The organism is Stenotrophomonas sp. NPDC077461 (assembly GCF_049545475.1).
Lineage (GTDB): Bacteria > Pseudomonadota > Gammaproteobacteria > Xanthomonadales > Xanthomonadaceae > Stenotrophomonas > Stenotrophomonas nematodicola.
The window spans coordinates 38,713-50,881 of the sequence record NZ_JBMWDO010000007.1; the positions used below are offsets into that span (position 1 = coordinate 38,713).

Consider the following 12,169-nt stretch of genomic DNA (forward strand, 5'->3'; position numbering starts at 1 on the left):
GAGGTCAGTCGCTGTGGCCGCGATGCACCGCTTCGACGCGGTGGCCGTCCGGATCGACCAGGAAGGCCGCATAGTAGGTGTCGCCGTAGTCCGGTCGCAGCCCGGGGCCACCGTTGTCGGTGCCGCCGGCCGCCATCCCGGCAGCATGGAAGGCCTGCACCGCCGGCTCCGATGGCGCCGCGAACGCGAGATGGAAGCCATCGCCGGGCGGCGTCGCGTCGGGCGTCAGGTTGAGCAGCAGCAGGTCCTGATCGTCGACCAGACCGTAACCGATCGATTCCGGGCCGTCGAACACGCGGCGATAGCCGAGCGCGCCGAGCGTAGCGTCGTAGAAGCGGCCGGCACGCGGCAGATCGCGCACGCCAAGGGACAGGTGATGCAGCATGCGCTCGGTTCCGGGCAGGGGGGGCTGAGCATACCGCGACCGCTGCCGCGCCACAGGCGGGACGGTCCACGCGTCGCGCGAGGTCGGCAGCCTGGCGCTCGATTCGCCGCTCAGCCGCACATCCACGTCGATTGCCTGCGCGCGGGCATCCTGGCACCCCACTGTCTATCATTGCTGCCGGCGCCGCCGCGTGCACGGACTGACCAGAGCAAGGACCCCGCCATGACCGATACCTCCGCATACCTGCTGCCGGCGCCGCGCGCCCTCTGCGCCGTTTTCCTGTTGGCCGTGCCGTGGGTGGCCCTTGCGGCCGATACCCATGATGCCGCCGGCAACCGGCTCGAGTCGTTGATCGAGCAGCCCGGCACCGCGCCACCGCCGACGCTGGAAGGGGGCGATCCCGACATGGCGCAGGCGGTATCGCCGCTGTACTGCACCGCCGACCGCGCCTGGTGCGCACGCCTGATCGCCAGCCGCAACAATCCCAGACCCTCTCTGCAGGTGCAGGAGTTCGTGCCGGGCGAGCCCGAGCCGCGCGACCGCCATGTGGGCTACACCGGCCCCGAACGCGACGGCCGGTTCCAGGTCTGGCCCTACCTCCTTCGCCTTGCGCCCGGCCTGGGCGCACCCAGCGCACCCACCGATCCGGCGCAGGCCGCGTTCGAGAACGTGGTGGTGGGCGTCATCGTGGAGCGGACGACCGGCTATTCGGGAGGCGGTGCCTCCAGCAGCACGCTGCTGCTGGAGACGATCTATCACACTGACGAAGGGGCGGAGACCAGCAGCGTGCTGTCGCTTCCGGTGGCGGGGCAGGCCAGCATCCGTGCCTGCTACGGCGAGCAGGATGCCGCCCTGCGCAAGGGCGCCTGCCACGACGAATACCGCTTCAGCGCCACCCTGTCGCTGCTGCCGCAGGGCCGTGGCATGCCACTGCTGCGCTATGCCAGCACCGCCACCCGTTTCCCGGCATTCGCCTCGCGCAGCCGCGATTCGCTGGCCAGGGGCGCGCTGAGTGACCGCGACCTGCGCACCGCGCGCGATCCGGACTGCAGTTTCGAGCGGACCCTGCGCTTCGATTCGGGCCGCTACGTGGCCGAACCGGCCCTGCCGGACTGCAGCGAATTCACCGAACTGTAGGCGGAAATCATCGCAAAGCCACGCTATAGTGGCCGATCAATGCGGTGCCCGCTTTCGCGCCCGGGCCGACTGGCGCGTCGTCAATGACTCATTCCATGACTGCTGAAACGAATACCCCGGCCGCTGCGGCCGCGCCGACCGGTCCGCTGTTCTACCGCCAGACCGTGCCGCTGAGCGCTGAAGCGCATGCCAACTGGCGCCTGCGCACCGAATCGGCCAGCTTCGCCGCCGGCACCAACTCGCTGCCGGTGGTGGTGGGCGAGTTCGGCTCGATCGCCCAGTTCTACCCGATCCTGTTCACCGGCAAGGAAGCCGTGCCCCTGGCAGCCGTTGGCCTGGCCAAGGACAACCTGTTCGTGACCGATGGCTACTGGGCCGCCGATCATTACGTGCCGGCCTACGTGCGCCGCTACCCGTTCGTTTTCATCCAGACCGACGACCCGCAGAACTACGTGCTGGGTCTGGATGCCGAAGCCGAGCAGGTCAACCAGGGCGATTCCGACGAGGGCCAGCCGCTGTTCGAGAATGGCGAGCCGACCGAACTGGTCAACGCGGCAATGCGCTTCTGCGGCGACTTCACCCGTGAGCACGAGCTGACCCGTCAGTTCAGCGCGGCGTTGATCGAGCAGGGCCTGCTGGTGGACCGCAGCATCGACGTGACCCTGTCCAACGGTGCGCAGATGTCGATCAACGGCTTCCGCGTGGTGGATGTGGAGAAGTTCTCCAAGCTGCCGGACGCGCTGGTTGTGGCCTGGCACCGCAACGGCTGGCTGGCGCTGGTGCACCACCACCTGAGCTCGCTGGCGCGCTTCAATGCACTGGTGCAGCGCCAGAGCGCAGTGCCGCTGCCCGCCGCTGCCTGATCGGCGTCGCGCAGTACACCGGACGGCGGCCTGCGGGCCGCCGTCCGCGTTTGGGGGGCGGGGTCAGTCGCGGGTGCTGACTTCCCAGGTGGCATGCAGCACCCCCGGTTCGTGCTGCAGTCGGGCGACGACGGCATCGAGCTCATGGGCCGCCACGGCAGTACTGACCAGGATCGCGACGATCTCCACGGGCGCATCGCCGTGTTCGACCACCTGCACATCGCCCACCGGGTACTGCGCCGCTTCCAGCAGCTCCACCAGGCGCTCGCGGACAACCGGCGTGGCGATCGGATCGGCGCTCAGCCGCACCTCATACGTGGCCTCCGAAGCGGCCTCGTTGATCGGGATGCGGTTGATTGAGTTCACGAGCGGGCGCAGCAGGGTATTGCCGGCAATGACCAGGGCGGTCAGCAGCACCCCCTCGGCGAGCATGTCGGCGCCGGTGCAGCAGCCTACCGCCGCCGAACACCACAACGTGGCCGCAGTGTTGAGCCCGCGCACGTTCATGCCTTCCTTCATGATCACGCCCGCGCCGAGGAAGCCGACGCCGGACACCACGTAGGAGATCACCCGGACCGCTTCGGTGGAGCCGGCAATGCGCATGCCCAGGTCGACGAAGGCGGCCGCGCCGACGGCCACCAGCACATTGGTGCGCAGCCCGGCGGTGCGCTGGCGGTACTGGCGTTCGGCGCCGATCAGGGTGCCCAGCACGAACGCCGCCACCAGGCTGACCACCGTGTCCAGGAACGGGTAGAGCGAGAAGGTCTCGATGAAGCGCATGGGCTCAGTGCCAGCTCTGCAGCAGTTCCAGCACCTGCGGCTCGCGAGGGCGTTGCAGCAGCTCGGGGAGCAGCGCGTCGTAGGCGGCGCGGTAGTCGGTCGACTGGTGCGCCAGGAAGTCCTCCACGGAGGGCTCGTTCCAGCGTTCGTACAGGGTGAACAGGGTGGGGTCCTGGGCATCGCGGTGCAGGTCGCAGGACACGAACGCCGGCTCGTCCGCCATGCGGTCCACCAGCGTGTGCAGCGCGTCGAGCCAGTCCTGCACCCGTTCGGGCTTGACCTGGAGCTTGACGTAGAAGACCAGCGGGGTATCGGGGGCGCTCATGGCAGGCTCCAGCAGGCAATGGCGCGCAGTGTAGCCGCTGGCGATGACCGCGCGTTGCGCTTAGTCGGAAACCCGATATGCATATCCCGGTCGGTCATTTCACCCGCAGGCCCCCATTCAGCAGACTGGCGCCCCTCCTGGCCCGCATCCCTTGCATCGCGCGCGCCGGCGCTCCGTTTCCCCACCCTGGAACCTGCATGTCTCTGCTCCACCGTTCGTTGCGTCCGCATCCCCTGGCCCTGTCGTTGTTGCCCCTGCTCGGACTGGCGCCGCTGGCCGCCGCTGCCCAGGACACGGCACCTACCCAGCTCGACGCCGTCAAAGTCACCGGATCGCGCATCCCCCGTGCCAGTGTGGAGGGGCCGTCGCCGGTGACGGTGATCACCCAGGAGCAGATCGAGGCGCAGGGTTACCGCAGCGCGTTCGAGGCCCTGAGCGCGCTGACCGAGAACACCGGCAACGTGCAGGGTGAGGACTTCGGCAACACCTTCACCCCGGCGGCCAACACCATCAACCTGCGCGGACTTGGCCCGAACCGCACGCTGGTCCTGGTCAACGGGCGGCGGCAGTCGGACTACCCGCTGGCCTACGAGGGATCGGTGAACGTGGTCAACCTGGCCAACATTCCCAGCGCCCTGATCGACCGGATCGAAATCCTCGCCGGCGGTGCCTCGGCGGTGTACGGCTCGGATGCGATCGCCGGCGTGGTCAACATCATCCTCAAACGCCACTACGATGGCGTGGGCATCAACGTGCGCGCCGGCACCACCGAGCAGGGCGGCGGCGACAACCAGCGCGTGCAGGCGGTCGGTGGTGGCTCGGGCGACCAGTGGGACGCGATCTTCGGTCTCGAGCTTGGCAACCGCAAGGCGATCTACGGGTCGCAACGCGACTTCATGGATTCGTTGACCGACGATCCGCGCGGCGTTGCACCGCTGCCGACCGCGGTGGCGTATCGCCGCAATGCGGGCAGCGGCAACTACATCGATCCGGGCCTGGATGGCTGCGATGCGACCAGCGGCCTCTACGGTGGCAGCGTGTTCCGCGCGCAGAATCCACGGCAGGGCGCCTACTGCGGCAGCAACGACGCGGCCGCCACGTTCTGGACCGTGCAGACCGAGAAACGCAACATCGACGCCTACAGCGCGCTGACCTGGCGCCTGAACGACCGCCAGGAACTGTTCGCGGACGCCGCCATCGGTACCGCACGCATTTACAACAATACCCGTGCGCCGACCTGGACGTCCTCGCGCAATTACTTCTACAACCAGAACAGCGGTCAGTTGGAAACCTGGTACCGACGCTTCGCGCCGGAAGAAATCGGCGGCGTGCAGAGCAATGCCAACCGCTTCCTGGAACAGTCGTGGTCATTCAACGTGGGCGCGCGCGGCAGCCTTGGCAGCTCGGACTGGGACTATGAAGCGGCCTACAGCCGCTCGCGCTACGAGAACCGCACGCGCCGCCCGGTACTGCTGGCCGGCATCAACGCCTATCTGCTCGGGCCGAAGCTTGGCACGCGCAACGGCGTGGACGTGTACGCACCGGACCCGACGCGCCTGTACCGCCCGCTGTCGCCCACGGAGTACGACGGGCTGTCGGATACCCAGGAAAGCCGCAATGCGGCCTGGCTGCAGACCGCCAGCGTCAGTGTCAACGGCGAACTGTTCGCCCTGCCCGGTGGCCGGGCCGCGCTGGCGGCGGTGGTCGAAGCAGGCAGCCAGGGCTACCGCAACCGTCCCGATCCGCGCCTGGCGACCGGTGAATTCTGGAACACCAGCGCCGGTATTCCCGCTGGCGGTGAGCGCGACCGTTACGCGGCCGGCGTGGAGCTGCAGCTGCCGCTCCTGGAGCGTCTGACCGCCACTGTGGCCGGCCGGTACGACCAGTACCGCGCCGCTGGCGACCACATCGGCAAGGCCACATGGAGCGCCGGTCTGGAATTCCGCCCGGTCGATACGCTGCTGCTGCGCGCCAGTGCGGCCAGCAGCTTCCGTGCGCCCGACATGAACTACGTGTTCGCCACCGAGACGCGCGGCTACAACCCGGGCATGACCGACTACTGGCGGTGCCGTACTGCGGGACAGGCCTACGACGACTGCGACTACAGCGGGCTGGCGATCGACTACACCAGTGGTGCCAACCCGCAGCTGCAGCCGGAAACGGCACGCTCCTACGGGCTGGGCGCGGTGTGGTCGCCGTCGGCCAACCTGGATGTCACCGTCGACTATTACGACATCCGCATCGAGGACGAAGTCACCAACCTGGATTCGACCCGCATCCTCAAGGACGAGGCCGACTGCCGGCTGGGCCAGACCGTCGGCGGCGACGCCCGCGACATCGCCTCGGCGCAATGCCAGGACGCGTTGCGCCGGGTGATCCGCAACCCGGCCGACGCCGCCGTGCAGCCCAACCAGGTGGTGCGCGTGCTGATCAATCCGATCAATGCGGCCGCCGAATCGGTGCGCGGCGTGGACCTGAAGGCCAACCTGCGCTGGGACGCCGGGCGCTACGGGCGCTTCTCCAGCCGCCTTGCGTACTCACTGGTGATCGACCACGACTACCGGCAGTTCGACGGGGATGCCATCCAGGACCAGCGCAATTCGCTGGATTCCTACCAGTGGCGCAGCCGCATCAACGGCAGCGTGACCTGGGCGATCAACGACTGGACCGCGACGCTGTACGGGATGCGCTACGGCTCGTTGCCGAAGACCGACGGCAGTGGCCGCATCGCGCCGTACATGACCTACAACGCCAGTCTGTACCGCCGGCTCAACGACAACGCCACGCTGGGCTTGATCGTCAACAACCTGCGCGACAGCCGCCCGCCGGCGGACCGCAATGGCGGTGGCTGGCCGTTCTATCCGGTGGGCAACTACGACCCGTACGGCCGCCAGTTGTGGCTGGAGTTCGACTACCGCTTCCTGTAATGCAGCACATCGCGTCATCCCTGGAGGCCCGGCACTGCCGGGCCTTTTTGTGCGCGCTGTGACGTAGGGGAACAGCGCGGCGTTGTACGGTTGCGACGCACGTCGGCACCTTATCAAGCCCCCCTCGGCGATGCTGCCGGCACGATGAAACAGGGGAGCGTGGGGCGAATGAACAGGATGATCTGGAGCGTACTTGTGTGGCTGGCCTGCATGCCCGCGCATCCCCAGACGGTGTACAAATGCGTGTCCGCCGGGCAGGCGCGGTATCAGTCGGCGGCGTGCCCGGAGGGCCGCACCGAGCAGACCTGGAGTGCGGTACAGCACCGCCCGGTGCGTTACTACGCCGCCTATGTGGAAGCGCTGCGACGGGAGCTGAAACGTGACGCTGCCGCGCGACGTGGCCGGCAAGCGATGCCTGCCGCCCGCCGTGGTCGCGCCCCGGAAGCGCCGGGGGTGCGCGGCCATCTGATCTCCGTGCATCGCGATCCGCAGGCCTGCGCTGCGGCCCGGCAGCGGCGCGAAGCGGCGTATCGCGCGGCGGGGCTGACGCGCGACCTGGCGCTGTCCCGGCGCCTGGACGATGCGGTGTTCGAGGCGTGCCGGTGAGGCGGGGTGCGGGGTTGCAGCTGCGAGAACGATCAGGCGCGCGCGCGGGCGCGCGGCTGGGGGCGCGGCGTCCTGCGCGCGAGCAGCAGTGGGCGCGCCAGCCAACGTGCGAGCAGGTACTGCACCAGCAGCGACAGCGCGATGACGGCAGCGGCGGTCACCAGATTCAGCCACGGCCGTTCGGCGGTGGCGGCGACCAGAGCGACGAGTCCGGCCAGCGGCGTGAGCAGGGCGAGCGCGGCCGTGCACGCCAGCAGGGCCGCGGCCGCGCTGCGCGCGGGCGGCACCGGGGACACTAGGCCGGCCAGCCCGTCCCACACGCCGCGCGTGCCGACCACGGCGATAGCCACCAGCAGCATCGGCATCGCGATACGGATCGGCAGCGGCACCTGCGCGGGCACATACGAAATCAGCGGAAGATCCATCAGGCTTGCCAGCAGGAATGTCCAGCCGCTCCACATCGCCAGCAGGCAGGAGGGCCCGAACACCGCCACCACGCCGGTGCGGACATCCGCTGGCCGGGTGGTACGGGCCGGGTGGCCGGCCTGTACCGCGGCAAACATGGCAATGGTCAGCAGGCCGGCCCAGCCAAGCAGTTCGGCGCCGTGTACCAGCACCGGGGCTAGCGGACCCAGCGGCTGCAGCAGCCCGGAGAGGGCCAGGCCGGCGGCATGCCCTGCAATCAGCAGGCCGACGAACACCAGGCCGGCACGCCAGCGGTGATGCAGGTCGTGGAGGCCGAGGGCGTGGGTCAGCACCACGCCGATCAGCCAGGTCAGCAGCAGCGGTTCGGCAGCGCGCTCGACAAACGCCAGGGTGCGGCCTGTCCAGAGCGGTGCCGGCAGGGGGGCCGTATCGGCCGACAGCGGCATCCACGGCGGGTACCACTGCCACAGTGAACCCGCCAGCAGGAACGCAAGCGACAGCAGAGTCGCCTGCAGGGGCAGGCGCAGTACGGGCTCCCCGGGCATCGTCGAATCTGTTCCCTGTGTTCGTCGATGCTCAATCGTGCCGCAGGCGCGGAGTCCTGCCAAGTCCGCGCCTGCACATTCACCTGTTGGGGAACCGGCTTACGGGGTGCGGTCGTAAGCGAACTGGATGCCGGCCGTGCCGCCGGTCCGGATGAACAGATCGATGAAGGCCGGTACCGTGTCGCTGCGGTTCCAGTCGCGCTGAAGCTCGCAGAACAGCTGCGTCACACTGATCAGCACACCACCGGCCTGCTCGATGCGGCGCAACGCGGCATCATGCGCGGCCAGCGAGGTGCCGCCGACGGCATCGACGACCACGTAGACCTCGTAGCCTTCGCGCAGCGCATCCAGCGCAGGGAAGGTCAGGCAGGCTTCGGTCCACAGTGCGGTCATGATCAGCTTGCGCCGGCCGGTGGCTTGGACCGCCTGGCGGAACGCCACGTCTTCCCACGAATTGATGGTGGTACGGTCGTAGGTGGGGTAACCCTCGAGTACCTTGCGCAGTTGCGGGATCGGCGGCTTGTTCAGCCCGGTCTGGACATTGACCGTGGAGTGCACGATCGGCAGTCCGTAGGCCACGGCGGCCGTTGCGGTGCCGACAATGTTGTTGACCAGCAACTGGCGGTCCATCGAGGCGATGGAGTTCACCTGGACCGGTTGGTAGTCGATGATGACGAAGGCGGCATTCTGCGGCGTGAGCAGCGTGTCGCTGGCGGGATCGCGGATCGGTTCACTGGCCATGATGGGGCTCCTGGGGGATGACGCGTTGGCAACGCGGGCGGCAGGCCTGCGCTGAGGGGCGCGGCCATGCAGAGCGCACGGCCGCAGGGGTCAGTGCGGGGTGGCGGCCATGCGGCCGAAGCGCCCGCTGTTGAAGTCGCGCATCGCCTGGGCGATCTCGGCGTCGGTGTTCATCACGAACGGCCCGTGCCCAACGATCGGCTCGTTGATCGGTTCGCCACTGAGTAGCAGCACGGTGGCGTCCGTATCGGCCACGATCGAGACACCTCGACCGTCGCGATCGAGGATGACCAGCTGGGCCTCATGTGCGACCTGCTGGTCGTTGACGGTCACGCTGCCCTTGAGGACCACCAGCGCCAGGGTGCGACCGGCAGCGACCTCCAGCAACGTCTGATGACCCTGCTTGAGGCGCAGGTCCCAGACATCCATCGGCGTGAAGGTCCGGGCGGGGCCGGCGTGGCCCTCGAAGCTGCCGGCGATCACCCGCACGGTGCCGGCCCCGTCGGGCAGGGCAATCCGTGGAATGTCGCGGTCGAGCAGAGTCTGGTAGCCCGGCGTCGCCATCTTGTCGGCCGCCGGCAGATTCACCCACAGCTGCACCATGTCCAGCGTGCCGCCGCTGCGTGCGAACGACGAGGCGTGGTACTCCTCGTGCAGGATGCCTGCGCCTGCGGTCATCCACTGCACATCGCCGGCGCCGATATGGCCACCGGCACCGGTGGAATCGTGGTGCTCCAACTCGCCCTCGTAGACGATGGTGACCGTTTCGAAACCGCGGTGCGGATGCTGCCCCACGCCGCGGCGCTGGTCGGTGGGCTCGAACCGGTACGGGCCGGCGTAATCCAGCAACAGGAAGGGGCTCAGGTGCTGGCCGTGCGTGGTGTAGGAAAACAGCGAGCGGGCCGGGAAGCCATCGCCGACCCAGTGCGGGCGGGGGGCGCTGTAGACGCCAAGAACCTTCTTCATGGGGATCTCCATCCCGGGCGTGCCGGGCGATTTCTGTTGGAGATCACAATATTGGTGGAACGATAGGGGCGGTAGTAGTCAGATTATGGCCTGACCGTCCTATGGCGTGAACGATGGCATTCACCCGGCCGCCAGGCCACCGGCGCGTCGGAAATGCAGGCTGCGGTTCCGTCGCGCAGTGCGGCCGGCACCCACATCGGGCAGACGCCGACACTCCGCATCCGTCGCACGTGATGCGAGGTGGGGAGGGGCGACCGAGTGTCCTGTCAGGGCGTGACCATCAGAGCGCGTGCGATGGCGTCGAACGCGGGCAGGGTGATGGGATCGTTGGCGCTGTTGCTGGCGGTGGGATGCGAGGCGAACCGGGCGATCACCACGCGCGCGGTGGGGTCCACGTACAGCGCCTGGCCGTGCACGCCGCGTGCCATGTAAGCGCCGTGCGGGTTGTGGGTGATCCACCACATGCCGCGGTAGCTCCAGCCGGGCAGCTGGGCATACCCGGCGCGGGCGAAGGCCGCTTTGTCGCCACCGGCGCGGATGCGCGCAATGGCCGCCGCCGGAATCACCTGGCGCCCGTCGATGCGTCCGTCGTCAAGCAGCAGTTGCCCGACCCGGGCGAGGTCGAGCAGACCGGCGTTGAAACCGCCCCCGGCGTACGGCGTGCCGCTGGAGTCCACGGTGAAATAGGCGTCCTGGCTGGCACCCAACGGACGCCACACGCGGGACTCGAGCAGTTGGGCCACCGACTGGCCCGAACGACGGGCGATGATCCAGCCCAGCACGTCGGTATTGACCGTGCGATAGCCGAAGGTCTCGCCATGCGCGCCTTGCGGGCGTACGGTTCGCAGATAATCGTAGTAGCTGGTGGGGCCGCGGTAGCCCGGCGGGTGCGGCAGGGTGCTGCCGGCCGCCGCGTACTGCCACACGTCGGCGTCGGGATCGGCATAGTCCTCGCTGTAGCGCAGGCCAGTGGTCATCTCCAGGATCTGCTTGACCGTGGCATCGCCGAAGCCACTGCCGTGCAGCTCGGGCACGATGGCATCCACGCGGGCGTTCTCGTCCAGGGTGCCGTCGGCGACCAGGATCTCACCGAGCAGGCCGGTCATCGATTTGGTGACGGACATGGCGCCGTGCTGCCCCTCGGCATCCAGGCAGCCGCTGTAGCGCTCATAGACGACGACGCCGTCGTGCAGCACCACGATGCCGTCGGTGTAGGTGGCATCCAGCGCGTCTGCCCAGCGCATCGGCGCGGTGGCCCCCAGCGGGGTGAATGTCACGGCGTCCAGCGCGCTGTCGAGGCGGCGCGTCATCGGGCGTGCGGCGCCTTCGCCGCGGCTGACGCCCACGGTGGGCATCAACTGGCGGAAATGGCAGACCGTCCAGCGCAGCTTGGGGAAGGCGAAGTAGTCCTCGTCCGTGTAGCGGATGCGTTTGTCTTCCGGTGGTGGTGCACCCTGCATCCAGCCGAGCGCGACCGGATCGGACTGCGCGGCCGTCAGTGGCGGCGCAGCCACGGCGGTGACGGTGACGAGCAGGGACAGCACCAGGCCCACTACGGGTCGCAGCGGCGGGAAAGGCATCGGCATTCCTTGCGTACGATCGAACAGTGATCGGAGATCAGCATAGCGCACGGTGCGCACTGTTCGAGCAACGCTCCCTGGCAGGCAGGGAGCGCGCGGCCCGCAGGTGTTACGGGGTGCCCGACTGGCCTGACGGGGCAGGTGCCGGAACCGGTGCTGCCTCCGGCGTGGGCAGCGACAGCTCGGGATTGCCCTGCTGGGCCTGCAGCAGCTGGATGCGCTGGTTCAGCGCGTCCAGCTCGCTGTGCGTGCTGCGCAGATCGGTGCTCAGGCTGACCGCCTGCTGCTTGGCTTCCTGCAGCGATGCGCTGACCTGCAGCGACTGCTGGCGTTGCAGCTCGGCTTCCTGCTGCAGGCTCTGCAGGCGCTGGGCGTTGTAGGCCACCAGATTCTCGGTGTAGCGCTTGCCGGCCTGCAGACGCGTGGTGTCGATATACACCTGGGCCAGCTCTTCGGTCTGCTGCACGAACGTGCGGTAGACCTTCTCTGCGTTGTCCACCGAATCGGTCTTGATCACCCGCCAGAACTCTTTTTCGTGGAACAGCGCCACGTAATAGTTCAGCGTGCTGGTGTTGAACAGCAGGCTCGCGCCGTAGCTGCCGTTGTAAGTGGTGCGCAGCTCGGTCAGCTGGCGCGAGTCCACCAGTTGCCGCAGTTCGTCCACGCTGTTGCGCACCGTGGGTACCGGGCGCTGCGCGGGTTCGACAGGCGCTTCGGCGCGCGGCGCCCGCGCGGCCAGCACCTGCGGTGCAGCCGTGATCAGCAGCAACAGCATCCCACCGGCGAGCGTACGCCTGGTGGCGGAATCAACCCCTTTTCTCTCTCGCATATTCAGGCCATCCACGAATGGATTCAACGGTGATGTGAAGTCCCCGCGGCAGTCTAGCA

General features: G+C 68.3%; 12 protein-coding genes. 4 read left to right on the forward strand and 8 right to left on the reverse strand.

Annotation, left to right across the window (positions count from 1 at the left end):
* Positions 1 to 4: 4 nt before the first annotated feature.
* Positions 5 to 385, reverse strand: a complete 381-nt coding sequence (locus ACPEH8_RS13210; RefSeq protein WP_313273527.1) for a VOC family protein — start codon at positions 383 to 385, stop codon at positions 5 to 7.
* Between the two features lie 222 nt (positions 386 to 607).
* On the opposite strand from ACPEH8_RS13210, the gene ACPEH8_RS13215 reads away from it, so the two are divergent.
* Together ACPEH8_RS13215 and ACPEH8_RS13220 are read left to right on the forward strand one after the other, a co-directional pair.
* A complete protein-coding gene (locus ACPEH8_RS13215) occupies positions 608 to 1,522 on the forward strand; it encodes a hypothetical protein (RefSeq protein ID WP_423667042.1) in 915 nt (304 codons plus the stop codon).
* 95 nt (positions 1,523 to 1,617) lie between these two features.
* Positions 1,618 to 2,385, forward strand: a complete 768-nt coding sequence (locus tag ACPEH8_RS13220; protein WP_017355996.1) for a SapC family protein — start codon at positions 1,618 to 1,620, stop codon at positions 2,383 to 2,385.
* Positions 2,386 to 2,448: 63 nt separating this feature from the next.
* Here the strand turns inward: ACPEH8_RS13220 and ACPEH8_RS13225 are convergent, their stop codons facing one another.
* Positions 2,449 to 3,165: an MgtC/SapB family protein gene (locus ACPEH8_RS13225; protein WP_423667045.1), complete on the reverse strand. Its 717-nt coding sequence runs from the start codon at positions 3,163 to 3,165 to the stop codon at positions 2,449 to 2,451.
* A 4-nt stretch (positions 3,166 to 3,169) separates the two neighbouring features.
* A complete protein-coding gene (locus ACPEH8_RS13230) occupies positions 3,170 to 3,490 on the reverse strand; it encodes a putative quinol monooxygenase (protein WP_166473072.1) in 321 nt (106 codons plus the stop codon).
* A 197-nt stretch (positions 3,491 to 3,687) separates the two neighbouring features.
* On the opposite strand from ACPEH8_RS13230, the gene ACPEH8_RS13235 reads away from it, so the two are divergent.
* Both ACPEH8_RS13235 and ACPEH8_RS13240 read left to right on the forward strand, forming a co-directional pair.
* Entirely contained in the window at positions 3,688 to 6,417 is a 2,730-nt protein-coding gene (locus ACPEH8_RS13235; RefSeq protein WP_423667047.1) for a TonB-dependent receptor, read from the forward strand.
* Between the two features lie 168 nt (positions 6,418 to 6,585).
* Positions 6,586 to 7,023, forward strand: a complete 438-nt coding sequence (locus ACPEH8_RS13240; protein WP_423667050.1) for a hypothetical protein — start codon at positions 6,586 to 6,588, stop codon at positions 7,021 to 7,023.
* A gap of 32 nt (positions 7,024 to 7,055) precedes the next feature.
* Here the strand turns inward: ACPEH8_RS13240 and ACPEH8_RS13245 are convergent, their stop codons facing one another.
* The 5 genes from ACPEH8_RS13245 to ACPEH8_RS13265 form a co-directional block, all read right to left on the reverse strand.
* Complete coding sequence (locus tag ACPEH8_RS13245; RefSeq protein WP_423667053.1) at positions 7,056 to 7,994, reverse strand: hypothetical protein; 939 nt, start codon at positions 7,992 to 7,994, stop codon at positions 7,056 to 7,058.
* Positions 7,995 to 8,093: 99 nt separating this feature from the next.
* Positions 8,094 to 8,735 (reverse strand): hydrolase, encoded by a 642-nt coding sequence (locus ACPEH8_RS13250; protein ID WP_153164019.1) that lies wholly within the window; start codon positions 8,733 to 8,735, stop codon positions 8,094 to 8,096.
* Positions 8,736 to 8,825: 90 nt separating this feature from the next.
* On the reverse strand, positions 8,826 to 9,701 hold the full coding sequence (locus ACPEH8_RS13255) for a pirin family protein (protein WP_153164020.1): 876 nt from the start codon (positions 9,699 to 9,701) through the stop codon (positions 8,826 to 8,828).
* Positions 9,702 to 9,967: 266 nt separating this feature from the next.
* Positions 9,968 to 11,281 carry a serine hydrolase domain-containing protein gene (locus ACPEH8_RS13260; RefSeq protein ID WP_229296400.1) on the reverse strand — a complete coding sequence of 438 codons (1,314 nt, stop codon included), beginning with the start codon at positions 11,279 to 11,281 and terminating at the stop codon, positions 9,968 to 9,970.
* 109 nt (positions 11,282 to 11,390) lie between these two features.
* A complete protein-coding gene (locus ACPEH8_RS13265; protein ID WP_026071028.1) occupies positions 11,391 to 12,110 on the reverse strand; it encodes a DUF2968 domain-containing protein in 720 nt (239 codons plus the stop codon).
* Positions 12,111 to 12,169: the final 59 nt, after the last annotated feature.

Coding starts and splice junctions, on each gene's coding strand:
- ACPEH8_RS13230 (WP_166473072.1), bottom strand. CDS start 3,490: ATGAGCGCCCCCGATACCCCGCTGGTCTTCTACGTCAAGCTCCAGGTC.
- ACPEH8_RS13255 (WP_153164020.1), bottom strand. CDS start 9,701: ATGAAGAAGGTTCTTGGCGTCTACAGCGCCCCCCGCCCGCACTGGGTC.
- ACPEH8_RS13265 (WP_026071028.1), bottom strand. CDS start 12,110: ATGCGAGAGAGAAAAGGGGTTGATTCCGCCACCAGGCGTACGCTCGCC.
- ACPEH8_RS13245 (WP_423667053.1), bottom strand. CDS start 7,994: ATGCCCGGGGAGCCCGTACTGCGCCTGCCCCTGCAGGCGACTCTGCTG.
- ACPEH8_RS13260 (WP_229296400.1), bottom strand. CDS start 11,281: ATGCCTTTCCCGCCGCTGCGACCCGTAGTGGGCCTGGTGCTGTCCCTG.
- ACPEH8_RS13240 (WP_423667050.1), top strand. CDS start 6,586: ATGAACAGGATGATCTGGAGCGTACTTGTGTGGCTGGCCTGCATGCCC.
- ACPEH8_RS13225 (WP_423667045.1), bottom strand. CDS start 3,165: ATGCGCTTCATCGAGACCTTCTCGCTCTACCCGTTCCTGGACACGGTG.
- ACPEH8_RS13210 (WP_313273527.1), bottom strand. CDS start 385: ATGCTGCATCACCTGTCCCTTGGCGTGCGCGATCTGCCGCGTGCCGGC.
- ACPEH8_RS13215 (WP_423667042.1), top strand. CDS start 608: ATGACCGATACCTCCGCATACCTGCTGCCGGCGCCGCGCGCCCTCTGC.
- ACPEH8_RS13220 (WP_017355996.1), top strand. CDS start 1,618: ATGACTGCTGAAACGAATACCCCGGCCGCTGCGGCCGCGCCGACCGGT.
- ACPEH8_RS13250 (WP_153164019.1), bottom strand. CDS start 8,735: ATGGCCAGTGAACCGATCCGCGATCCCGCCAGCGACACGCTGCTCACG.
- ACPEH8_RS13235 (WP_423667047.1), top strand. CDS start 3,688: ATGTCTCTGCTCCACCGTTCGTTGCGTCCGCATCCCCTGGCCCTGTCG.